The sequence below is a fragment of the Nesterenkonia sandarakina genome (assembly GCF_014138825.1).
Lineage (GTDB): Bacteria > Actinomycetota > Actinomycetes > Actinomycetales > Micrococcaceae > Nesterenkonia > Nesterenkonia sandarakina.
The window spans coordinates 1981150-2004038 of record NZ_JACJIH010000001.1; the positions used below are offsets into that span (position 1 = coordinate 1981150).

General features: G+C 66.5%; 19 protein-coding genes and 3 tRNA genes. 10 read left to right on the plus strand and 12 right to left on the minus strand.

What is annotated here, in order from left to right:
- The first annotated feature begins 35 nt into the window (after nt 1–35).
- From dapA to HNR24_RS08920, 3 genes are all read left to right on the plus strand, one after another.
- The gene (dapA, locus tag HNR24_RS08910; RefSeq protein WP_182495610.1) at nt 36–1040 is read left to right on the plus strand and encodes a 4-hydroxy-tetrahydrodipicolinate synthase; all 1005 of its coding nucleotides are present in this window, start codon (nt 36–38) and stop codon (nt 1038–1040) included.
- A 128-nt stretch (nt 1041–1168) separates the two neighbouring features.
- Nucleotides 1169–2272, plus strand: coding sequence for a heparan-alpha-glucosaminide N-acetyltransferase domain-containing protein (locus HNR24_RS08915; protein ID WP_083504674.1), 1104 nt, complete (start codon nt 1169–1171; stop codon nt 2270–2272).
- A 110-nt stretch (nt 2273–2382) separates the two neighbouring features.
- The gene (locus HNR24_RS08920; protein WP_157075369.1) at nt 2383–2586 is read left to right on the plus strand and encodes a hypothetical protein; all 204 of its coding nucleotides are present in this window, start codon (nt 2383–2385) and stop codon (nt 2584–2586) included.
- Nucleotides 2587–2654: 68 nt separating this feature from the next.
- On the opposite strand, the gene HNR24_RS08925 is transcribed toward HNR24_RS08920, so the two are convergent.
- Complete coding sequence (locus HNR24_RS08925) at nt 2655–3269, minus strand: 4'-phosphopantetheinyl transferase family protein (RefSeq protein ID WP_058888050.1); 615 nt, start codon at nt 3267–3269, stop codon at nt 2655–2657.
- Nucleotides 3270–3403: 134 nt separating this feature from the next.
- Between HNR24_RS08925 and HNR24_RS08930 the strand changes: the two genes are divergently transcribed.
- Both HNR24_RS08930 and HNR24_RS08935 read left to right on the plus strand, forming a co-directional pair.
- On the plus strand, nt 3404–4705 hold the full coding sequence (locus tag HNR24_RS08930) for a M1 family metallopeptidase (RefSeq protein ID WP_182495611.1): 1302 nt from the start codon (nt 3404–3406) through the stop codon (nt 4703–4705).
- Between the two features lie 173 nt (nt 4706–4878).
- Nucleotides 4879–5799, plus strand: coding sequence for an alpha/beta hydrolase (locus tag HNR24_RS08935; RefSeq protein ID WP_157075368.1), 921 nt, complete (start codon nt 4879–4881; stop codon nt 5797–5799).
- A 114-nt stretch (nt 5800–5913) separates the two neighbouring features.
- Here the strand turns inward: HNR24_RS08935 and HNR24_RS08940 are convergent, their stop codons facing one another.
- Nucleotides 5914–7161, minus strand: a complete 1248-nt coding sequence (locus HNR24_RS08940) for a helix-turn-helix transcriptional regulator (RefSeq protein ID WP_058888047.1) — start codon at nt 7159–7161, stop codon at nt 5914–5916.
- A gap of 139 nt (nt 7162–7300) precedes the next feature.
- Between HNR24_RS08940 and fdhA the strand changes: the two genes are divergently transcribed.
- The gene (fdhA, locus tag HNR24_RS08945) at nt 7301–8518 is read left to right on the plus strand and encodes a formaldehyde dehydrogenase, glutathione-independent (protein WP_058888046.1); all 1218 of its coding nucleotides are present in this window, start codon (nt 7301–7303) and stop codon (nt 8516–8518) included.
- A gap of 140 nt (nt 8519–8658) precedes the next feature.
- On the opposite strand, the gene HNR24_RS08950 is transcribed toward fdhA, so the two are convergent.
- The 4 genes from HNR24_RS08950 to HNR24_RS08965 form a co-directional block, all read right to left on the minus strand.
- Nucleotides 8659–9147 carry a CinA family protein gene (locus HNR24_RS08950; protein WP_058888045.1) on the minus strand — a complete coding sequence of 163 codons (489 nt, stop codon included), beginning with the start codon at nt 9145–9147 and terminating at the stop codon, nt 8659–8661.
- Between the two features lie 272 nt (nt 9148–9419).
- Nucleotides 9420–9492: transfer RNA gene (locus HNR24_RS08955), tRNA-Phe, on the minus strand.
- Nucleotides 9493–9553: 61 nt separating this feature from the next.
- Nucleotides 9554–9627, minus strand: a tRNA-Asp gene (locus HNR24_RS08960).
- A gap of 123 nt (nt 9628–9750) precedes the next feature.
- Nucleotides 9751–9823, minus strand: a tRNA-Glu gene (locus HNR24_RS08965).
- Nucleotides 9824–9939: 116 nt separating this feature from the next.
- On the opposite strand from HNR24_RS08965, the gene HNR24_RS08970 reads away from it, so the two are divergent.
- Together HNR24_RS08970 and HNR24_RS14295 are read left to right on the plus strand one after the other, a co-directional pair.
- Entirely contained in the window at nt 9940–10293 is a 354-nt protein-coding gene (locus HNR24_RS08970) for a metallopeptidase family protein (protein ID WP_375139272.1), read from the plus strand.
- 446 nt (nt 10294–10739) lie between these two features.
- Complete coding sequence (locus tag HNR24_RS14295; RefSeq protein WP_182495612.1) at nt 10740–12647, plus strand: C40 family peptidase; 1908 nt, start codon at nt 10740–10742, stop codon at nt 12645–12647.
- 210 nt (nt 12648–12857) lie between these two features.
- Here the strand turns inward: HNR24_RS14295 and HNR24_RS08980 are convergent, their stop codons facing one another.
- From HNR24_RS08980 to HNR24_RS08995, 4 genes are all read right to left on the minus strand, one after another.
- Entirely contained in the window at nt 12858–14063 is a 1206-nt protein-coding gene (locus HNR24_RS08980) for a universal stress protein (RefSeq protein WP_083504673.1), read from the minus strand.
- A gap of 84 nt (nt 14064–14147) precedes the next feature.
- Entirely contained in the window at nt 14148–15203 is a 1056-nt protein-coding gene (locus tag HNR24_RS08985) for a glycerophosphodiester phosphodiesterase (RefSeq protein WP_232301711.1), read from the minus strand.
- Between the two features lie 110 nt (nt 15204–15313).
- Nucleotides 15314–16294 carry a hypothetical protein gene (locus HNR24_RS08990; protein ID WP_157075366.1) on the minus strand — a complete coding sequence of 327 codons (981 nt, stop codon included), beginning with the start codon at nt 16292–16294 and terminating at the stop codon, nt 15314–15316.
- A gap of 42 nt (nt 16295–16336) precedes the next feature.
- The gene (locus HNR24_RS08995) at nt 16337–17563 is read right to left on the minus strand and encodes an endonuclease/exonuclease/phosphatase family protein (RefSeq protein ID WP_182495613.1); all 1227 of its coding nucleotides are present in this window, start codon (nt 17561–17563) and stop codon (nt 16337–16339) included.
- Between the two features lie 483 nt (nt 17564–18046).
- Between HNR24_RS08995 and HNR24_RS09000 the strand changes: the two genes are divergently transcribed.
- A complete protein-coding gene (locus tag HNR24_RS09000; RefSeq protein WP_058888040.1) occupies nt 18047–20140 on the plus strand; it encodes a BCCT family transporter in 2094 nt (697 codons plus the stop codon).
- A 156-nt stretch (nt 20141–20296) separates the two neighbouring features.
- Here the strand turns inward: HNR24_RS09000 and HNR24_RS09005 are convergent, their stop codons facing one another.
- A complete protein-coding gene (locus tag HNR24_RS09005; RefSeq protein ID WP_058888039.1) occupies nt 20297–21127 on the minus strand; it encodes an aldo/keto reductase in 831 nt (276 codons plus the stop codon).
- 233 nt (nt 21128–21360) lie between these two features.
- Here HNR24_RS09005 and HNR24_RS09010 point away from each other — a divergent pair, with 233 nt between their 5' ends.
- Nucleotides 21361–22041, plus strand: a complete 681-nt coding sequence (locus HNR24_RS09010; RefSeq protein ID WP_058888038.1) for a hypothetical protein — start codon at nt 21361–21363, stop codon at nt 22039–22041.
- A 34-nt stretch (nt 22042–22075) separates the two neighbouring features.
- Here the strand turns inward: HNR24_RS09010 and HNR24_RS09015 are convergent, their stop codons facing one another.
- Nucleotides 22076–22870, minus strand: a complete 795-nt coding sequence (locus HNR24_RS09015; protein ID WP_058888037.1) for a LytR/AlgR family response regulator transcription factor — start codon at nt 22868–22870, stop codon at nt 22076–22078.
- Between the last annotated feature and the right edge of the window lie 19 nt (nt 22871–22889).

Here is a 22889-nt window from a genome sequence, read left to right on the forward strand (position 1 = left end):
CAGCTGGCACAGCTGGCACAGAAGAAGGAGACACGATGGAGTTGACACCCGATCTCAGGTTCCGAATCACCCCGCAGTTCGGGACAGTCATGACGGCCATGGTGACCCCCTTCGACAAGTTCGGGCAGCTGGACCTCGAAGGTGCCCGCGACCTCGCGCGCTGGCTCACCCGCGACGGCTGGAGCGACGGTCTGGTGGTCAACGGCACCACCGGCGAGTCGATCAGCACCACGGATGCAGAGAAGACGGCCATGATCAGGACCGTCTCCGCCGCGGTGGGAGACCGGGCCTCGGTGATCGCCGGGGTAGGTGTGGCGAGCACCCAGCACAGCATCGAGCTGGCGCAGGCGGCCGCGGGCGCCGATGCCGACGGGCTGATGGTGGTCGCGCCGTACTACTGCCGTCCAAGTCAGGCGGGTCTGTTGCGACACTTCACCGCCATCGCCGAGAGCACCTCGCTGCCGGTCATGCTCTACGACATCCCGCGTCGCACTGGCGTGGCCATCGATCGCGAGACCCTGCTGGCCGCCGCGGAGCACCCGCGGATCATCGCGGTCAAGGACGCCAAAGGTGACCTCGCCTCGAGCTCCTGGGTCATGCAGCACACCGGTCTGACCTACTACTCGGGGGAAGATGTGCTGAACCTGCCGCTGCTCTCGATCGGCGCGGTCGGCTTCGTCTCGGTCGTCGGGCACGTCGCCGCGGATCTGCTGCGCTGCCTGCGGCAGTGCCACCTGCAGGGCCGGACGGCGCAGGCAGCGGGGATCCACCGCCAGCTGCTCGCCGTCTACGAGGGGATGTTCCGGGCTCCCGCGGCCGCGTCGGTCAAGGCAGCCCTGGCTATGCAGGGACTGCCCGGCGGCCCGGTGCGGCTGCCTCTGGTGGACTTGGACGAGTCACAGAGACAGCAGCTCTCACTGGACCTGGTCGCTTCCGACATCTCGGATCGGATGATCCCGCATCGCCCCGCGGCAGCGGCGGAGGTCCGCGACGCCGACTCTGGCCGAACCGGGCCCGTTCTGAGCTTGGGACTGCCGTGAGAGGCACGCGCAGCAGGTCCCCCGCGACTGTACCCGCCACTCCTACGTCCGCCGGGGCTGCGCCAGGAGGCACGCGCAGACGCCGCCTCACCGGGGTCGATGCGGCTCGCGGCCTCGCGCTGCTGGGCATGATGGCAATCCATATCCTTCCGTCCTGGAATGAGGACGGAGACCCGACCCTCGTCTGGTCTGCGTTCTCCGGCGTGGCAGCCACACTCTTCGCTCTCCTGGCCGGACTCACGCTGGCCTTCCTGACCGGTGGCTCCCGCCCGCTCAGCGGAGGCGCGCTGACTGCTTCCCGAGCTGGTCTTCTCGTCCGGGCGGCCCTGATCGCCGTCCTGGGGATGCTGCTCGCCGCTGTGGATCCCCCTGCGGCGATCATCCTGGTGTACTACGGGGTCATGTTTCTCCTGGCCATCCCGCTGCTTCGGCTCTCAGCCAGAGCCCTGGCGGCTCTCGCCGTCGGCATCGCAGTGCTGGGCCCCATCCTCGTGCACCTCACGCGAGACGTCCTTCCTGACCTCTCCGGCTACGACCCCACCCTGACCACCCTGTTCACCGAACCGGTGACGTTCCTCAGCGTGGTGCTATTCACCGGCAGCTTTCCGGTCATCCCGTGGATGGCCTACGTCTGTGCGGGACTCGCCCTGGGCCGTCTGGACCTGCGGGACAAGCGCACCGCACTCCGACTCTTCGCCGCTGGCGTCCTCACCGCCTTGGGCGCCTGGCTGACCTCTGCTCTGCTCCAGGGCCCACTGGGGGGTCGGGAGCAGCTGATGGCCGCCACCCCGTGGTCTGCGACCGAGATCCAAGACTTCCTCATCTGGGGGCCGCTTCCGGAGCTTCCGACGACGACGTGGTGGTGGCTCACCGTCTTGGCACCGTACACCGCCGCCCCGTTCGAGGTGTTCCACTCTCTGGGAGTCGCGGCTGCCGCGCTCGGCGCGATGCTTCTGATCGGCAGGTTCGCCGGGCGCGCACTCCGGCCGTTGACGGCCATCGGAAGTATGACGTTGACCCTGTACAGCGCACATCTGTTGCTGCTGGCCACTGGTCTGCTCGCTCAGGCCCCCTGGGCGTCGTTCATCGTGCAGACCACGGCGGCCGTAGGCTTCGCCATGATCTGGCTGCATTTCAAGGATTCCGGCCCGTTGGAGCGCGGAGTCACTGTGGCCACCCGCGCTGTCCGGGATCGGGTCTATACGCGGATCCAGCGAAAGGCGCCTGGCTAGCAAGGCGGAAGAGCCTGCGGTTTCCGGTCCATTACACTGGCACCGAGAAGCTGGCGTTGCCACGGGCGCACGACTTCTGACATGAGTTTTCCAGGGTGCCGGAGGGGTGCGTGCGCAGTAACCGGGACGAAGCAGCAAGAGCACTCTACGACGAACGACGAAAGCTGCTTGCCGGTCTGATGATGTCGGAGGCGGAGCCATGGGAAGACCTCCCCGAGGACGTGAAGGAACGGTGGCGGCAGAAGACCGAGAGCTCGGGCACCCAGGAGGGTGCCAGAGAGCCTCGGAAACACTCCGAGGGCCAGGACCACTAGCGACCTCTACTCAGCTTCGACGCCGCCCGGTTGAGGCATCTGACGCAGCGGCGAGCTCAGCGGCCGCCTCAGCGGCGAGGGTCCAGAAGCGGTCCGGAGTTCTCCGCCAGGGCAAGCATCACGGGCAGACCCTCCCGGACGTCGAGCGCAGAGTGAGAGTTCTGCGGCAAGTCGGTCAGCGTGACTGCGGGATGACTCAGACAGAGCGGGGGCTCCCAGGGCTCGTTGAGCACCACGGCCGTAGGGTGCAGACCCCCACGCCCGACGTCGAAGCCGATATGCAGCGACTTCAGCACCGCCTCCTTTCGCACCCAGGTGCGCAGCAGCCAGTAGAGTCGATCGGCGTCGTCAAGGCCCTCGGTCAGACGGAACCACGGAGATTCTTCCGGCGCCAGAATCACCTCCGCGAACCCCGCCGGCTGCGTCGTCGAACGCAGGAAGGGATCGACCAGCTCGATGTCGATGCCCAGGGAGCTGGCTTCGCCGGGGCCGGCGCAGGCTGCCGCAATCCACCCGTGAGAACGCGATCTGGAGACCTCTACCCGCTTGCCGGCGATCCTCGCTTCCGGTGCCCCACGGCGAGGGACAAGTTCCACCCGAGCAGGGTCGACACTGTGCGCCTCGGCCACCAAGGCGAGGACGATCGAGTCGGCGCTGCCGCCGGAGCTATAGGTCCACTCCATCGTCGCGCCTCCTGAGGCCTTGAACCCGTTGCACACCGACCAGGAACGGATGACCCCATCTTCACACCCTTTCGCAGTTCTTGAGGCTGCGAGCCCAACTCTGATGATCTTCGCAAAGGACGCGTGTCCCGCTCATGATCCAGCCCGACCCTTATACCCCGACCTCTGGGTCGGCTGAACTGCGTGTGGATCACTATGACCTCACGCTGGACTATGACGTCTACTCGAACCGACTCGTCGGGGTGGCCGTGCTGCACGGGCAGGTGCTCACCGACACGTCCACCCTCGCACTCGACCTGCGAGGCCTGAAGGTCAGCCAGGTGCAGCTCAACGGCAGCGCGGTCCGCTTCAAACAGACCCGCACGAAATTGGTGCTGCGCAGCCCGCTGGCGGCTGAGGACGCGGTCATCATCGAGGTCTCCTACTCCGGCAAGCCCCGAGTCCAGAAGGGGCCCTGGGGCGAAGTCGGCTGGGAGGAGCTCACCGACGGCGTGCTGGTGGCGGGGCAGCCAAACGGGGCTGCCACCTGGTTCCCCTGCAACGATCACCCCGGCAATAAGGCCACCTGGCGCTGCAGCATCGAGGTCGACGCGGACTACACAGCGATCAGCAACGGCGAACTCCTGCACTGCACCCCAGGCGACGGCCGAGCCGTGTGGGCCTGGGAGTCCAGAGTCCCACTGGCGACTTACCTGGCAACGGTGCAGATTGGGCAGTACCGGCGTGGCCCGCTGCAGAGCAAGACCCACACATCCGCGAGGGTCCCGCTCCGCCTGGCCTGTGGGGACCACCTCTGGCGACAGGGCCAGAACGCCCTGGCCAAGCAGCATGCGATGCTGACGGTCTTCGAGAAGCACTTCGGCGAGTACCCCTTCGACTCCTACGGGGTGGTCGTCACCGATGACGATCTGGAGATCCCGCTCGAATCCCAACCGCTCTCGATTCTGGGACCGAACCATCTGGGCGCGGGATGGAACTCGGAGCGCCTGATCGCCCATGAGCTCGCCCACCAATGGTTCGGCAACTCGGTGACCCCGCATCAATGGTCTGACATCTGGCTCAACGAGGGCTTCGCCAGCTACGCCGAGTGGCTCTGGTCGGAGGCCTCCGGCCAGGCCGAGGCCAACTCACGGGCAGACGCGGCCTACGAACAGCTGGCATCGATGCCGCAGGACATCGTGCTGGCCGACCCCGGCGGGCCGGAGATGTTCGACGATCGGGTCTATCTGCGTGGAGCCCTCACCCTTCATGCCCTGCGATGCCATGTGGGCGACGACGGGTTCTTTCAGACCCTGCGTTCCTGGACGGCACTGAATCGTCACGGAACCGTGTCCACCGCAGAGTTCCTGGCACACGCGCAGCGAGTGACAGGGCACCCGGCGGGGGCCCTGCTGCGGGACTGGCTGTTCGGGGCTCAGCTCCCGGATCGGCCCTGAGCCATGAAACCTCGGTGCTCCTCGTTGCAGGGCTCTCGCTCCTGCTCCACCACAATCTCTTACACTTCTCGCAGAAGCCCTCGGGCCGATGCAGGAACCCCATCAGCCCGATCGGCTGGTGTCTCCGCATACCCGCGGAGCCGCCCGGCGGCGCAACGGCAAGGATTGCAGCTATGACCAGAGGTTTAGCACGACTCCCGGTGCTGGTCGCGGCCGTGCTCGCGGTGATCCTCGTGCTTCTGGGGCTTCTCGTGTTCTTCGGCCCGACGGTGCCGTTGAGTCAGGACCAGGACCCCGAGGCGGGCGCGGCGGGCCCGGCCCGGTGTGAAGAACATGGGATCTCGTCACCGGACCCTCGGGCGGACCCGGAACCAGTCAGTGGGGCCGAGAATGAGGCCGCCGGTGCAGAGGGCGCGGTGCAGCTGGACGAGGAGTTCACCGCCGACGGTGTCACCAGTGGCTACCACCTCTACACCCGGGACGTGGACTTCGATGAGCCCGTGGGCGTGGTGGTTCGACTCCACGGTGACGGTGGGGCTGAGTATGCCGAGCCCGATGGCCTGTTGAACTGCCTCGCTGCAGTCGCCGCGTCTCACAACATGATGTTGCTGGCTCCGCTGACCCCCGATGTGAACGGTGAGGAGACATGGTGGGAAGACATCTCGACGAACCTTCCCTGGCTGCAGGACCTGCTGAGCGCACGCGTCCTTGAGACCTACGCCCCGGACACCGAAGACGTCTGGTGGATGGGATATTCCGGCGGTGCAGAGATGATCTCCTACGGGGTGCTTCCGCGCAGCCCTCAGGTGGTGACCGGCGGCGCCGTGATGATCGGCGGTGGCGGTTCACCGGGGGCTCTGCGCGAGGAACCGACGGCTGAGCAGCGAGCATCCCTCGATCTGACCTGGATCACCGGGACCCTGGACGACGGCAGCGTCCCCTACGCCCCATTCGACGCGTTGACCGCAGCTCAGGAGGGTTCCAGCTGGTACCGCGAACAGGGTTTCGAGCAGGTGCGGGCTGAGTTCCCCGAAGGAGAGGACCACTTCTCGCTCCCCCAGGCGCGGATTCTCGAGGACGCCCTGCGGCAGTGACAACCGAGGACGTCGGCCATGCGGGCGCGTCTCAGCCGGGCGCCGGGCGCCGGGACGTTGCCACCCGGCACCGGGGTGCCTGGACGCCTGGACGCCTGGACGCCTGGGCAGGGCCTATGGCTCGGTCAGGAGCACGGCAATGGCCTCCGCACGGGAGTCTGCCTGCAGGGCGTGCAGAATCCGAGAGATGTGAAACTTCACGGTGTTCTCGCTGATGCCCAGCTCTTCGGCGATGCTGCGATTGCTGCTGCCCGATGCCAGCAGGTTCGCCACCTGCTTCTCCCGAGGACGCAGCTCCGCGATGGCCGCGGTGGAGCGTCCCACCAGGGGAGGGTCCAGCGGGAGCAGTGCTGAGAGCTCTGCACCCCAGCCTGTCGTGGAGATGACCGACAGCTGGCCCCTGAGGGCCTGGACTCGCTGCTCGGCGATCTGGCGCAGCGCCTCCTGATCCGTGGGCCCACCCTCGCCGTCGTCGCGGACGTGGACGACCAGCTGGACTCCGTCGCAGTCCCACTGCACCCGCACCCGGGTGATCCCCGGGCTCTCCACGCGACGGAGAATCATCCGGTGGACCACGGCCCGGGCGCCGCGGGCGATGTCATCGGGAACCGGGTGGTGTCCCTGAGTCGGCTCCACGAACTCCAGTTCCACGTGCCAATAGCGGGCCGCGGACCACAGCTCCTCCTTCAAGCGCGCAAAGGCCAGCGTCGCCGGCTCCTGCGCCACTGCGCTTGCCTGTCCGCTGAGCATCCGAAGTCGATCCAGCCCCGCTGCGGATCGGGCAATGGCAGCGTCCCGCGCCGAGGCGTCCGACAACCGCCCAGCCCGCAGCGGGGCCAGGATCCCGTCCAAGGTCGCTGAATACTCGTCCTGGATCTCACCGAGTGCCTGCAGGCGCACCCCGGCGCTGGAGCGTGCGTGACGGAGGTAGTCCGGGCCCGCCTCGTCTGCGTGCTCCTGCACATGCAGCGAGACGATGTTCCAGACGTCGAGAAGCCGCTGCTCATCTGTCAGCGGGCCTGGGTCGGTGATCACCAGGAGCGATCCGTTGCGCGCCTGCACCTGAAGAGCCGAGCGCTCGGCGTCCCCGATCCTCAGGGCTGTCGGCTGGACGCCCTCCACGCCTCCGGCCACCCTGCGGAGCTGGTCCAGATCGAGCCCACGCACCCCGCGATGGACCGCAGGGTCGCCTGCGCACTGCAGACGACCGCCACTGGCGTCGGCGGTGAAGACCATCAGTGCCGAATGGGTCACCAACGGGCTCAACAAGTCAGAGAGGCTGCGAACGATCGAACCCAGCGGCGAGGAGAGGACGTCGAAGAGCTGGTGGAGCAGACCGTCGGTGAGGGTGACGCGTTCCATGATCCGAATACTACTGACAGGACCTACCCGAAGGTAGGGCTACAGCCCACCGCACAGGTCATTGAGGCGCGTCACACCCAGATGGAGACTTGAGGTATGTGAGGCAGTCCGCCTATCACGGTCCACCGAGAGGATAGCAATGTCTGAGAACAGAGCAATCGCGTATAAGAGCCCGGGAGTCGTGGAGGTCATCGATACCCCCTATCCGGACTTTGAACTCAAGGACGGCCCCGGTGTCAATCCCGCCAACATCGGACGCAAGGTGCCGCACGGCGCCGTGCTGCGGACCGTCGCCACGAACATCTGTGGCTCCGACCAGCACATGGTGCGCGGGCGGACCACAGCACCGGCTGGGCTGGTTCTCGGGCACGAGATCACCGGCGAAGTCGTCGAAGTGGGCCCTGACGTCGAGTTCATCAAGGTCGGCGACATCGTCTCGGTGCCGTTCAACATCTCCTGCGGGCGGTGTCGCAACTGCAAGGAGCGCAAGACCGGCATCTGTCTCAACGTCAATCCAGATCGCCCAGGCAGCGCCTATGGCTATGTGGACATGGGAGGGTGGGTCGGCGGGCAGGCTGAGTATGTCCTCACCCCGTATGCCGATTGGAACCTGCTGAAGTTCCCAGACCGTGATCAGGCGCTGGAGAAGATCCTCGACCTGACCATGCTCTCGGACATCTTCCCCACCGGTTTCCACGGCGCCTACTCCGCCGGCGTCGGGCCGGGATCCACGGTGTACATCGCCGGTGCAGGGCCCGTGGGCCTCGCCGCTGCCGTGGGTGCGCAGCTTCTGGGCGCGGGCGCGGTGCTTGTCGGGGACCTCAACGAGGAACGCCTCGCTCAGGCCCGCTCGTTCGGCTGCGAGACCGTGGACGTCTCCAAAGGTGACCCCCGCGACCAGATCGAGCAGATCCTCGGGGTGCCGGAAGTGGAGTGCGGTGTCGACGCAGTGGGCTTCGAGGCGCGCGGACACGGCGCCGATTCGGCGACAGAAGCTCCGGCGACGGTGCTGAACTCTCTGATGGATCTCACCGAGGCCGGGGGCGCGCTGGGGATTCCCGGACTCTACGTCACCGGAGACCCCGGTGGTGTCGACGCAGCCGCCCAGGTGGGCTCGCTCTCGATCCGACTAGGATTGGGATGGGCCAAGTCCTTGTCCTTCACCACCGGCCAGTGCCCGGTGATGAAGTACAACCGTCACCTGATGCAGGCGATCCTCCAGGAGAAGGTCCAGATCGCCAAGGCAGTGAAGGCCACCGCCATATCGCTGGCAGACGCGCCGGCCGCCTATGCGGAATTCGATCGGGGTGCGGCCAAGAAGTTCGTCCTGAACCCCAACGACTACATCAAGAATTGAGCCGCCGGTCCGGCACACGACGCGCGAATTCGGCCCGTCTTCTCCTGGGGCTCCTCAGCCCTGGAGGAGACGGGCCGACTCGCGCTACTCAGTGACAGCTCGCGCCGGAGCCGCCGGTGAAGGTCTTCTGGGCAGTTCCATCAAGCTGCGGCTAGGAGAGAGTGCAGCAGGCGCAGGCAGTACAGCTGGGTCTGCGCCAGGATCTCGGGGGGCTCTCCGGAGAAATGCCGCAGCTCTGTCGTCGTGGTGCCGGACACCGAGGCCGCCAACCAGGTGGTCCCAGGGGGCTGACCCTCTTGGCCCTCCGGACCTCCCGCCCCGCTGGCAGCGACGCCGGCATCGGCGTCGAACATGGCAGTGACACCCTGGGTCATGCTCCGGACTGCCTCCTCGGAGATCACCGGCCCCTCAGGCACATTCAAGACGCGGTGCTTCGACATGGTCTGGTAGGTCACAACGCCACCAGCGAACCACTCGCCGGACCCCTTCGCCGCGGCGAAGGGGTCCGCCAGCTTGCCCCCGGTCAGGGACTCCGCGACGGCGAGAGTCAGCCCGCGCTCAGCAAGCAGCCTCCCCACCGCTGCTGCGATCTCGGCTGCCTGCTCCTCGAGCTCAGCGACACGATCCATGACGATCCCCCTCCACTGTGGCCAGATGACAAGGTCGGCGCGCCGCCCGGGGCATCCGATCAAGGATCAGACTCCCAGAACGCCAGCGGCGGACAGCTGCACGCCAGGGTTCTGAGTCTAGTAAGTCCTGTCGCCAGGGCGTCAAGCGGGGAACCGGGTCCGGCCTGGGCGGCCGCCGTTCCCCGACGGATCTGCGGGGGCTGGGAAATACCCCCGGACACAAGAAAACCCCTGGAGATCCAGGGGTTTTCTCACCCGATAGCGGGCAAAGGTGGCTCCGACCGGCGTCGATCCGGTGACCTTTCGATTTTCAGTCGAACGCTCTACCAACTGAGCTACAGAGCCAGGATCGCCGACTAGTGCGACGACTCGCTCTCCGGCCAGATCCTCTGTACAGAGAGTGGAGCGACCCTGACGGGACTTGAACCCGCGACCTCCGCCGTGACAGGGCGGCGCGCTAACCAACTGCGCTACAGGGCCTTGCTGTGTGCCGCTAGGCACGGAGTGAAACTTTACCAGCTCCACCCCTTCGGACCAAATCCAACTTCCGCCGGATTCAGACCGTGACCTGCGAGTCAGACCCGCCGATCCGTCTCACCAGAGTACCCCCAACGGGATTCGAACCCGTGCCGCCGCCGTGAAAGGGCGGTGTCCTAGGCCGCTAGACGATGGGGGCCCGATCCCTGGTGGGAACCTGTAAAAGTTTAGGTCCAGCACCCGCGCAGAGCAAATCGATCGCCGAGCACTCGCACACCCGGACGGTCCTCATAAGATGAAGCCATGGCTTTCTCCATGAGTGACGAGGAGTTCGACGCCGCCACCACCGAGGCGCTCGACAGCATTCCTGCAGACCTTGCCGCGCAGTTGGACAACGTGGCGGTCTTTGTAGAGGACCGATATCAGCCACAGTCATGGGAAGACCCTTCAGTCGTGCTGCTGGGCCTCTATGAGGGCATACCGCTCACCGAGCGCGGCTCAGAAGGCTGGGCGATGCCGGATCGCATCACCCTATATAAGGAGCCGATCCTGCAGATGTGCCACAGCCGGGAAGAAGTGATCCATCAGGTCACCATCACGGTGATCCACGAAGTCGCGCACTTCTTCGGCATCGACGACGAAACTCTGCACCGCCTCGGCTGGGGCTGAATGCCGCGAGCAGCGTGCATTACCGGCCGTGGATAACGCCATTAGCACAGTGCCATTCCAATGTCGGGGAGGCTCAACCTTCAACCTACTTGAAGGTTGAGCCTTATGCTTTACCCCGCTACATCCCCGGAATGACGCGGAAGTAGCCCTCACAGTTAGATCACAGGAACGACACGACCTGTTGCCAACATGACAAATCCACAACTATCGTTGCCGGCGTAGCGCCAAAAGGCTCGATTCGCGTTTCCCATCGTTACGCTTCGGCCTCTGGATCACACGGCTATCACCGCACGGCGATCACCTTTTTGATTGAGGGTTTCCACAACTGTCTTTCCTTAGGTCCGCCTGGCCACGTGAGTCCACGAGCTGAGGTACCCGCGATTCGAGCTTTGCCCCGTGAGACGGGCTGCGGCGCTTCCCCAGTGAGGACTAAGTGAGGATCTACCGTGAAATACCGTCGCAATCTTGCGGTGGCCGCAGTCACTGCCGCCGTCGTGACGACAGCGTTGGTCGGGACAACTCTCCCCGATCTGGTGGCCGACCGAGCCGCCACTGCCGTCGAACAGAATGATCGTAATTCCGCCGATTCAGTCAGCCTGACTGAACTCCCCGCGGTTCCTTCCGCCAAAGAGATCTCGACCGCCCGAGACTCTTCTCAGGCCACCGAGCAGATGATCGACGAGATCTCCGACCGCATCTCACAGGCCAGCCAGCGCGCGCTGGAGCTGGAGACCTCGATGCAGGAACAGCACCAGGCGGCTGTCCAGGCACAGGTTGAGGCGGACGAGGCGGCGGCGGAGGCTGATGAAGCCCGCACCGCCGCGGAGGAGACCCAGGCCGCTGCGGCCCAGGAGTACCAGGAGCCGGAGACATCCGCTGCTGAGGTCCTGCTCACCGAGGAAGACAGCCTGGCAGACGCCGCCACCGGTGCCCAGCTCCAGGAACAGGCCGAGCTCGACGCGGCCGCCGCTGAGCAGGCTGCCGCCGAGGCTGAGAGCCTCGCGGAGCAGGCGCGCCAGAACTCCACCAGCGCCGCAGAGGCGGAAGAGAACGCAGATCGCGCCACCGAGACGACGCGCACTGACGTCGCAGAGGTGGGAGAGACGCTCCAGGGGCTGCTTGAGACCCTCATGGAGCTCGAGGGCTGGGAAGGGGATCTGCAGAGCTTCTTCGAGCAGATCCTTGGCAACAGTGACTTCATCGACCAGGACGGCCAGGTCGATCACGAGCAGCTGACCTACCGGATCACCACGCTGCGGGCCGACGCCGAGCAGGCACGCATCACCGACGAGGCCGCCGCTGAAGCAGCCGAAGCCGAAGAGGCAGCCGCCGCCGAAGCCGAAGAGGCAGCCGCGGCTCAGGCCGCCGAGGAGGCCGCCGCAGAAGCAGCCGAAGCCGAGGAAGCAGCAGCCGCTCAGGCCGCCGAGGAGGCCGCCGCAGAAGCAGCCGAAGCCGAGGAAGCAGCAGCCGCTCAGGCCGCCGCTGAAGCAGCCGAAGCCGAAGAGGCCGCCGCGGCTCAGGCCGCAGAGGAGGCAGCCGCCGCTGCTGCCGCTGAAGAGACTTCCTCGGAAGGTGCGGAAGGGGAAGCCGCACCTTCCGAGGAACCACAGCCTGCACCTGCTCCAGAGCCGGTCATCGCTTCGTTCAATGAGCTCAGCACCAGCATGCAGACACTGATGCGCCAGGGCGCTGAGCTGGAGTCCTCCTTCAGCGGAGGCGCTCAGGATTACTACCGGGCTGTGCTGAACAACGGGGCACTGACCAACGCCGATGGCAATGCATCGTGGAACAAGATGCGCTGGCACGTGGACTACCTCTCAGCTCAGGTAGAGCCCGAGCCGGAGCCGGAGCCCACCCGGGCCCCAGCCCCCGAGCCCACCCCGGCGCCCGCTCCGGAGCGCACTCAGGCTCCTGCGCCTACGCAGAGCCAGTCCCAGAGCCAGTCGCAGAGCCGGTCACAGTCCACGAACGTGGTCCCGGCCAGCAGCAACTCCAACGGTGCGGAGATCGCCATCAACTGGGCGGTGGCGCAGGCAAACCGTGGTGACGTCCGCTACGTCCTGGGCGCCAACGGCCCCAATGCCTTCGACTGCTCGTCCTTGGTGCAGCAGGCCTTCGGTCAGGCCGGAGTCAGCCTGAGCCGCACCACGTTCAGCCAGGTCAACGAAGGACAGGCAGTGTCTGTGGGCGATATGCGCCGTGGGGACCTGGTGTTCTTCGGCAGCGCCACGGCTCCGGGCCACGTCGGCATCTACCTGGGCAACGGCCAGATGGTCGATGCCTCCAACCCGAGCCGCGGGCTCACCGTGCGATCGGTCTACCAGACACCATCTGCAGTTCGCCGAGTGCTCTGAACCCAGAAGTCGAATGCATGACTGAATAACCTCTCACTGGATCTCCCGCTCGCGGTAGGGCGGCGAGACACATGAAAGATGAAGATGATGAAGGCCCCCGGCGTCGGACACCGGGGGCCTTCATTTCTCTGTATCAAGACATCTATGCCCACGCCCCTTCGCCAGACTCCTGGGCCCAGACCCCCAAGGCCAGACCTCCCACGGGCAGGCTCAGTCTCCGAGCACCGGGCCGAACTGCGGTCGGTTCTCCAGGCGTGAGTCCTCGTTCTCCGGGACCACCATCAGCGGACCCTCCGCATGGTGCAGCACGCCCTGGGAGGTCGATCCCAGGAGCATTCCGGCGAACCCGCCGCGGCCGCGGGTTCCGATGACGGTGAGCTGCGCTCCCCGGGTCTCCTGGACCAAGACATCCACCGCCGTGCCATCGATGACCTCGGCGTCGATCTGCAGATCCGGGTAGTGGCTGTGCAGCCAGAGCCGCCCCGCCTCGAGCTTCTCGCGGAGTTCGCGCAGTGCCGCGTCGTTGTCGATGCTGGTCGGAATCCAGACCAGGGTCGCTCCCACCGGGGGCAGCGCACATACGATCCGCAGACGCGTGCCCCGCTCACTGGCCTCACGAGCGGCCACCAGTGCGGCCACTCGACCGAAATCTGATCCGTCCACCCCAGCGGCCACCGGGCGCGTATCTCTGGACTGGATCGATGGAGCCCCTTCGGAGATCACGGAGGCCGGCCCCGCAGAGTCCGACTCTGGCGATCCTGAGTCCTGACCCGACGAGGAGCCCTGATCCGCCGTCGAGCCCTGTTGGGTGGCCCCACCCACGATGGGAATGGCGCCTGTGGCAGTGGTGACCGCATTGGACTCCTTGGAGGAGAACTTCAGCGGCACCAGGACAGTGGGACATTTCGCGTGGGCGGGAAGCGCGGAGGAGACCGATCCGAGCAGCCTCCCGAGGAACCCTCCCCTGCCTCGGCTGCCCACGACCAGGACCACGGCGTCGTGCGAGTAGTCCAGCAGCACCCCTGCGGGGTCCCCGGACTCGACCTCGTAGCGCACCTCTCCGGGGTAGTCCCGGAGGAACTCGGCGGCCTGCTCGAGGACCTTCTCTGAGCCCTGGCGCAGCGCTGCATCATCCATCAGTGCGTAGCCACCGTCCATCGATGAGGCGGCGAAGGCGGGAATCGAATAGGCCGTGACCACAGTCAGCAGAAGCCCACGGCGGTGCGCCTCGGCCGCCGCCCAGTGCGCGGCGCGCAGCGACTGCTCGGACCCATCAACCCCGACGACGACGCCACGGACCCTGCGCCGTCCCGAGCCCGTCTGACCGGCAGGCTCATCGGGGACGGAGGGTCGGGTCGAACGGTCACGCGGCGAGGAGCCGCTGTCTGGGGATCCTCGGTGCGGTGCGGGGTTCATGACGAGCTCCTGACGGCCATAGCGAACAGCGTGCGCCCATGATATCGCTCCATGTCCACTGCGACATCTGTGGGCGTCCGCAGCTCAGCGGGGTGCAGGCCCCGCGGGAGTGACCGCTTTCAGAAGCCGTGCCGGATAGTTCGTCGTGATCTCCCGCACACCGAGGTTCAGGAGCAGATCGGCATCCTCAGGGTCATCCACGGTCCAGACACGCAGCCGGGAGCCCCGCGCCAGCCACGCCTTGACCTCGGCGCGGTGCGTCTTGACGTAGGCAAGTCCCGGCCCCGCAATTCCGACGGTCCCGTTCCACACCAGCGCCTCGGAGTCCCGGCGGGTTCTGTGCATCACCGCGGCCACCACCGGCCGCACCGCGGGCCGCACCGCCGGGGCGAACGGGAGCCGGCTCAGCCGCTTCTGGACCTGAGCCCGGGTCACGGAGCTGAACAGCGCGCAGAGCTTATCGGGTGCCACCATGTCCGAGAGCCCGAGCAGCGAGCCAGGGTAGAAGCTCATGAAGGACACGGTCACCGCGTGCTCACCGCGTGCCCCGGAGGGAATCACGGAAGTCTCGGGGTCCCACCCGAAACGCAGCAGCGTGCGCAGCACGGTGTGCTCCAGCCGATCCCCGAACGGTGAGGGGTGCTTCAGCTCCACCGCGAGGTCGAGGTCACGGCCCGCCTCGGTCATCAGCTCCAGGACATCGGCGAGCGTCATCAGCTGGTCGTGGCGTCCGCCGTAGTCGCCCGGAAGCCTGGGGGTCTTCCAGGTGGAGACATCAAGGCTGCGCATGTGGGCGAGGCTGAGCTCGGCCACAGCTCCGGTGCCGTTGCTGGTGCGGTCCACGGTGGCGTCGTGGAAGCAGACCAGCTCCCCGTCGGCGGTCAGATGCAGATCGATCTCTAGACCGTCTGCGCCCTCCTCGATCGCCCTCTGATAGGCCGCCCGAGTGTTCTCTGCGAACAGCCCCGAGGCTCCTCGATGCGCGAAGATCTTCGCTCGCGCTCCGTCCCGGCGCGCGGATGCGAGGAGATCCTCAGGCTCCGCAGGTGAAGTGCAGTGAACCGGGGTGGCCATCCGGCTGACCGGTGGAGCCACGCCCAGCGCGCCTGCGAAGTCTCGGTTCCGAACCAGTTCTGGCATCACGGCCTCAGACTGGGCTCATCCGGCCAACGGGATGCGACGGGCAGGGGGCCGGTTGGAAGAAGCGCGGATGAACTTGGTGTGAACCATCCCGCAGACGCCGGCGGCGATCAGCCCTGTGGCAGCTCAGCATTGGACCGGCCGGAGTCGAGATCAATCTTCGAGACCTCGCCGGCGGAGACACGCTCGGATTCCCGCTGGGACTTTCCCTTGGAGTCCCGCTGGGCGACGAGGGCTCGCTTGCGGCTGCGGCGCTCCTTGCGCTCGGCGCGGAGCCGCTCTCGCTGCTGCGCGCGTTCCATATCAGCGACCAGCCCCTGCGGGAGCTGCTCGGGCAGATCGCCGAACGTCTTGTGCGCGGACTTCACGATCTGGCTGGCCAGACGATGATTGGCCGCGCCGCCGACCACCATGCCGATTCCAAAGGGAATGGCGCGGGCCACCATCGTGGTGCCGGAGCGGATGAAGAATCTGCGCATGAACTGACGCTTGATCTGATTGACCACCAGTCCGGAGACGCCGGAGGAGCTGCCAGTGGTCTTGATCGGAACCAGCGATGAGAACGGGCCTGCTCCCTTCCCGCCGGCCTGCTGGGAGAGCTCCCCCAGGAGCTGACGCCCCTGATCTCCGAGCATCACACCCATGACTAGCAGCTTCGCACGGTCCGGGTCTGCGGTGCTGACACCGGAGAGCTCTGCGATGGACTGCGCGTAGAGCGCGCAGGCCTCCAGGAAGCTTCCCGTGGCGGCGGCGGAGAGTCCCAGGGAGGTCACCGTGCCGACCGCCGGCACTGCGGCCGTGGCGCCGATCAGGGCACCTCCCCCGGTCATGGCCCGGGTGAAGTCTTTGTCCAGCTGCGCGGCGAGCTGGTGGTTGGAGAAGTCCGGGTGGGCCTTGCGGAGGCGGCGGATGTTCGCGAGCACCAGCGGGCGCTGCACGGTGACGGCGCGGGTCAGCCAGCTCTCTGCCCGAGGAGTCAGTCGCCCGGAATCATCGAAGGCATGACCCTTGACCATGGACACGGTCTGCTGGGCGAAGAAGCCGGAGGCCGCAGTGCCCATGAGTTTTCCGTTGACAGAGGACTTCTTCATGGGCTCAGTCTAGGCCGTGACCCCGGCAGGGTGGGAAGCGATTCAGCTTCCGGCGATGTCCAGCCAGACCAGCCGTCCAGCCGGGGAGTCTGGGTCCGCAGGGTCCACCAGATCGAAGCCGAACTCCCCTTCCGCGGGCCAGAACACACCTGAGTTGTCCACGTTCAGCGCGGCGGCGGGAAGCACATAGGAGGAACGGACTGCGGTGTCACCGCTCAGACCGTGGGTGGCCTGGGGATCAACTGTGGCATCCCGGCGCTTCGGCAGCGGCTCGTCGGTGATCGCTTCCGGGCCCGGGTCCTGGATGCTCTCGCCCTCCAGGAGGGAGGAGAGCTCGGGGACTCGCTGATTGGGCCAAGTCTGGAGCTCCTGGGCGTCGGCCAGTCCACCGGCGACCACGAACGGGGCCCCCGAGTCGAGTCCGCCATAGGCGCCGTCGTCGTCATAGAGGTACCAGGCTGCCCCGGAGACGTACTCCGAGACCATGCGGCGCTGATCCTCACTGCGCGCAGTGTCCGGCGCGGTGGGACCTGGGGGGCTGTTGAGGTCCGTTGCCACCAGGTGCACGGGGTTCGGTTCGCCGGGGACCTCCAGCGGGATGTCCCACATGCTGGTGCTGGGCAGCCTGAGCACGGACTTCTCCAGCGTGGAGAACTCCTCGGCGGGCAGCGAGTTCTCCGGCATGTCCTGCCAGAGGAACTCCTGGAAGGTGCGGACCTCGTCCTCGACTATGGGATGCACCGAGAAGACGGCCATTCCCCGCTCCCCGACGTAGCGCCCGTAGCCCAGCGCATCCCCGGGCCCACCGACCCGACCGTCGCCGTCGAGATCGGCACCCGAATCAATACCAGAGTTCGTGGGGGCGGTGTATATATGGGAGTAATCGATGCCAGTCTGGCCGTTCTGGCCCCGGGAGAGGTACTCCTCGTTGATGCTGGCGGCGATCTGCTGATGCTCGTCATAGCTGAGCCCGGTCAGCACCAGCACGTCGGGCGCATTGACCTGCACGGTCTCCGCCAGCACGCGTGCCTGCGGGTGCATCCCTCCGCTGAGCTCCTCAAGCACCCCGGCGGAGGACCCTCCACTGATCTCAGCATGGAGCGTGGCCACGCGCAGGTCACCGACCGACTTCTCCACCGTGGTGGTCGGGTCCTGAGAATCCGGGGTGATCGGTGGTTGCCCGGGGGTCGGGTAGAAGGAGGTCGGGGACGCTGCACCAGCGGAGTCGCTGGTGAGGTCGGTGGCGTGCGCGCCGGAAGATCCGGCCATCACGAGACCGGCGACGAGGCAGCCAGTGATAGTGCTGCGCGTCAATCCTCTGGCCCGCAGCTCAGAACGTTGCTGGCCTTTGGGCATGCGATACACCGTAATGCCGCTCCATGCCCGTGCCAACCTCAGAACGGGACTTGGGGAAACAGTTACCAAGGCGTAATAGTCCGGCAGAGCGTGCAGGACCGCTCGCCCGGACCTCGGAACGGGCACCATAGCGGCGTCATCTGGGCTGCAGCAGTTGCATTATAAGTCCATCGGGTGTGTAAATAGTAGACAGACACTTTGTGATTCTCGAGGGTCGAGACACTTCTGACGACGACGCGGGCCCCTGCCAGTGTCGCGATGCGATGGCGCACCAGCCCACCGCAGCGACCACGGAGTCGGCGTCGTCTTTTGCGTGTCTAGAGTAAAGAGATCACTGCGCACTGACTTACCTTGCACTTCACCAGAGAACACTCTCACCTGACTGAGGAGGACTTCATGGCTTCGCAACCCGAAGCTCGACTACGGGACTGGTCGCCAGCCGATGCCTGGCGCGGCCTGAACAAGCCCGTATTCATCCCGGCGGTGCTCATCATCGTCATCGGCCTGATCTTTGCCACCATCTGGGGTTCAGCCAACGGCGCCGATGCCTTTGAGACGCTCAACGCCACCATCGTGGACACGATCGGCTGGTGGTACGTCCTGATCGCCACCGGGTTCGTCGTCTTCGCCCTCTGGGCCGGCCTGTCCAAGGTGGGCAACATCCGGCTGGGCCGCGACGACGAGAAGCCTGAGTTCTCCCTGGGCTCCTGGTTCACCATGCTCTTCGCCGCCGGCATGGGCATCGGACTCGTCTTCTGGGGCGTGGCCGAGCCGCTGTGGCACTTCATCGCTCCCCCGGACGTCACCGGCGCCGTCGGCACCGACGCCGCCGGCGAGGTCGTGACCGCCGGGGATTCGGCGGCCATGGGCACCGCCATGGGCCAGTCGATCTTCCACTGGGGCCTGCACGCCTGGGCCATCTACGTGGTGGTCGGGCTGGGCCTGGCCTACATGACCTTCCGCCGCGGACGTCCGCTCTCGGTCCGCTGGCTCTTGGAACCGATCTTCGGTCGCAAGCTGATCGAATCCTGGGTCGGGCACGTCATCGACGTGGTCGCCATCGTGGGCACGGTCTTCGGCATCGTGACCTCCCTGGGCATCGGCACACAGCAGATCGCAGCCGGCCTGGGCTTCATGGGCTGGATCGAGGATCCTGCCAACACCGTCCTGCTGACCGTGATCATCGTGGTCATCATGGCGATCGCCACCTTCTCGGTGATCACCGGAGTGAACAAGGGCCTGAAGTGGCTCTCGAACTTCAACATGGTCATGGCCGCGATCCTGGCACTGTTCGTGCTCGCTGCAGGTCCCACGCTGTTCCTGCTCCAGGCCTTTGTGGGGAACCTCGGCGAGTACCTGATGGCCTTCCCGCAGCTGATGTTCGAGACCAGCGCCAACTACGTGGGCGGCGAGGATGCCGGATGGTCCGGAGACTGGACCATCTATTACTGGGGCTGGTGGATGAGCTGGTCCCCGTTCGTGGGCATGTTCATCGCGCGGATCTCCCGCGGGCGCACCATCCGCCAGTTCGTCATGGGCGTGCTGCTGGCACCGACGCTGGTCAGCATCCTGTGGTTCACGATCTTCGGCTCCTCCGGCATCTACTACCAGATGACCGAGGGCGTGATGGTCCAGGACGGCAACGTCGACACCGTCGGCGCCACCTTCACCCTGCTCGAGCAGCTCCCGCTGGCCTCGATCACCGCCGTGGTGGCGATCCTGGTGATCGCGATCTTCTTCATCACCTCGGGGGACTCCGGATCACTGGTCACCGACGTGCTCTCCTACGGCGGGCGCACCGACACCCCGAAGCTCACCCGGGTGTTCTGGACCGTCTTCATCGCGATCACCGCGATCGTGCTGCTGGCGGCCGGAGGCGAGGCCGCGGATGCGGCACTGCGCGTGCTGCAGGTGACCTCCATTGCGGCGGCGGCTCCGCTGTCCATCGTGATGGTGCTTGCCGTGATCGCGCAGATCCGCATGTTCACCTACGAGACGCAGACCATGCCGCGCTATGTGCGGATCCGCCCCACGGCGAGCAAGACGGCGCTGGTGGACACAGCGCGTCACGGCGTCGAGGGAGACTCGACTCGAGAGGTCCACCGGAACCTCCGCTCCATGGTCACCGGCCAGCGCGCCGCCCTGAAGGGCTTCCTCGGCAGCACCTCGGCGACGCTCTCCGGACTGGAGAAGCCCACGTCGAAGCAGGCGGACGCCCCCGAGGAGTTCTCCGCTGATGACATGGTCTTCGCGATCCAAGACGTGCCGGCCCACTCCACCGTGGTCAACCCGGAGACGGGCACCATCGGCTGGGATGAGGACGTGGCCTACCACGACCCGATCGCCGACCAGGTGTTCGAGACCCCGGAGTTCGCTGAATCCGCCACGGGTCAGCAGTGGGAGTCTGAGCAGATCTACGAGGAGGCCGTCGGGAACGGCGAGACCGAGTCGACTCCGGGGACCACCCCGGAGGAGAACCCGAAGCGCTGAATGCGCGCGGTCTGACCCCCTAGAACGCGCGGGACCCCAGTTCATGATGAACTGGGGTCCCGCTCGTCTGTTCTGGGTGAGCCAGCTCTCGCCTACCGGCCGCTTGGGTGACCGTGGCCTGCTCGGCCGAGGCTCTGCCGGGAGCCGGTTCAAGGTTCAGGAGGGGTTGAACTCCCCCGGGTTCGGGCCGGTCCGCCCGTCGCGCTCCAGCCCGTCGATGGCCGAGAGCTCCTCTTCACTGAGCTCGAAGCCGAACACGTCGAAGTTCGACGCGATCCGTTCCGGAGTCACAGACTTCGGGAACAGGATCCGGCCGCGCTGCAGGTGCCAGCGGATGACCACCTGCGCCGGGGAGACGCCATGGGCCTCGGCGGCTGCCTTGACCGGCTCATCCTCGAAGACCGCGCCCTGGGCCAGCGGGCTCCAAGCCTGGGTCTTGATGCCGTGGCGCTCGTTGGCCTCCTGGATCTCGCGCTGCTGCAGCGCCGGGTGGATCTCCACCTGGTTGATCGCCGGCACGACGGTGCCAGCCTCGACAACCCGGTCAAGGTGCTCGGGCAGGAAGTTCGAGACGCCGATGCTGCGGATCAGACCCTCGGCCTGCATCTCTTCCATGGCCTTCCATGCGTCGAGGTAGGCCTCATCCGCAGGGGATGGCCAGTGGATCAGGTAGAGATCCACGTAGTCCACGCCGAGCTTCTCCAGCGACGTGCGCAGCGCCTGCTTGGTGTTTCCGGCCTTGAAGTCATTGACCCAGACCTTGGTGGTGATGAAGAGCTCCTCGCGGGGAACGCCGGAGGCTGCGATGGCCCGCCCCACGCCTTCTTCGTTGCCGTAGACGGCGGCGTTGTCGAGATGCCGGTACCCGACCTTCAGCGCTTCAGCGACCACCTTCTCGGCGTCCTCCGCCGGAACCTGCCAGACCCCGAAGCCGAGCTGCGGGATGGCAGCACCATCGTTGAGTGTGATTGTGGGAACAGTAGCCATCGGCGACCTCTCTCATCCTGCGGACATGTTCGAGGGCAGCTTCGCCCTCGTGTTGTGTGAACCACGCAACTGTCAGGATCATTCCATGAGGTTGCCCCTCGTCCCACGCGACCCACCTCGAAGGCCCGCGCTGTTCTGCTCACTGGTCAGCCGATGCTGACCCGCCTAAGCTGAGGTGACAGGTTCGCATCGCTCCCGGTGCGCAGCTCGGCACCGAACACGGAGGATCCATCATGACGGCAGAGGTCACCGCATCACGACGCCGAGCCACCGGACGCACCCTGCTGATCGTCTCGGCCCTCGGCGCGGCCGGATTCGCCGGATGGTCCTTGGCCCAGCTCCAGCTCGCCTCGACCGAGACGTTTCTCTCCGACGCCTGGCACGCCTTCGGGCTGATCGTCTTCGCGGGACTCTTCGCCCTGGTCGCCTGGCGCCCGAGGGCCTACCCGGGGCTGATGGAGCTGACCATCGTGCACAGCGTCGGCATGTTCGTGCTCGCGTTCACCAATCAGGACGCCGCCGGGGCCACGGCGACCATGATCCTGCACGGGCTGCTCGCCCTGGCGCTGCTGATCGCCTACGTGGTGCTGGGCTGCGTCAAAGCCTGGGGCCGCCAGCCCGCAGCTGCTCACACCTCCCCCGGCCGGACCGGCTCCCCCGATGCGACCGGCTCCCCCGCGGTGGCCGGGAAGTCTGGCGCCAAGAAGGATTCCGCGCCAGATGCTTCGGCGAAGCAGCGGCAGAGCCGGGAGTCGACCTCAGAACGCGGCCAGCGCAGCCTCGAGCGCACCCCGGAGGCTCCGGCGCAGCCCGGTGGCACGCCCAACGCCCAGCCCGGGGAGGCTTCTCCCACCAAGACTCAGCCCACTCGGCCGATCTCGCAGGAGCTTCCGGAAGACCGCCCGCGGCGCTGAGCCGACCCAGCCTTTTCCGGTCGGCCGGTACCGGTCACACCCCGAGGCGCCTGCGAAGCTCGGGGGCATGTCTGCGTGAGACCTCGACCCGGCTGCGCTGGCGGTCGTTGAGCACCAGCACCAGAGCACCCCGGAAGTCGGGCACCAGCTCCCGGACGTAGCGCAGATTCACCAGATATGAGCGGTGCACGCGGAAGAAGTGGCCCTGGAGCCGTCGTTCGAGCTCGTTGAGCGAGAAGGACACCAGCACCCGATCCTCGGTGAGCTTCAGCGAGGCGTATCCCCGCGCCGCCACCGCGTAGACGATCGCGTCCCCGTCCACCAGCACCGTCCGGCCGTCTCTCTGCACCGGGATGCGCACCAGCTGCTGGATTCCCTGCGGGGCCGGGGTAGCCGGACCCGGCGCTGCGGGGGCCGCCGTCGCTGCGGCGGAGGGAGAGGCGGCACCTTCGGCTCCGGCGAGCGCCCGCTGCACGGATCGTTGCAGCCGCTCGGCGGAGAACGGCTTGACCAGATAGTCCGCGGCAGAGAGATCGAAGGCCTCCACTGCGTGATCCGGGTAGGCGGTGGTGAAGATGACCTGAGGCCTGCGCGACCCGGCGGGAGCCTCGGCGGCGTGCAGCTGCTGCGCGACCTGAAGCCCGGTGAGCCCCGGCATCCGGATGTCCAGAAACACCAGGTCATAGGCCAGGGAGTTCAGAAGCAGCAGCGCCTCCTCGCCATTGGTGGCCTCTCCGACCACCTGGACGCCTCCGATCTCCTCGAGCAGGAATCGCAGCTCCTCGCGCGCAGGGGCTTCGTCGTCCACGATCAGAGCCCGGGGGTGCATCCGCCCAGTATAGAGCCAA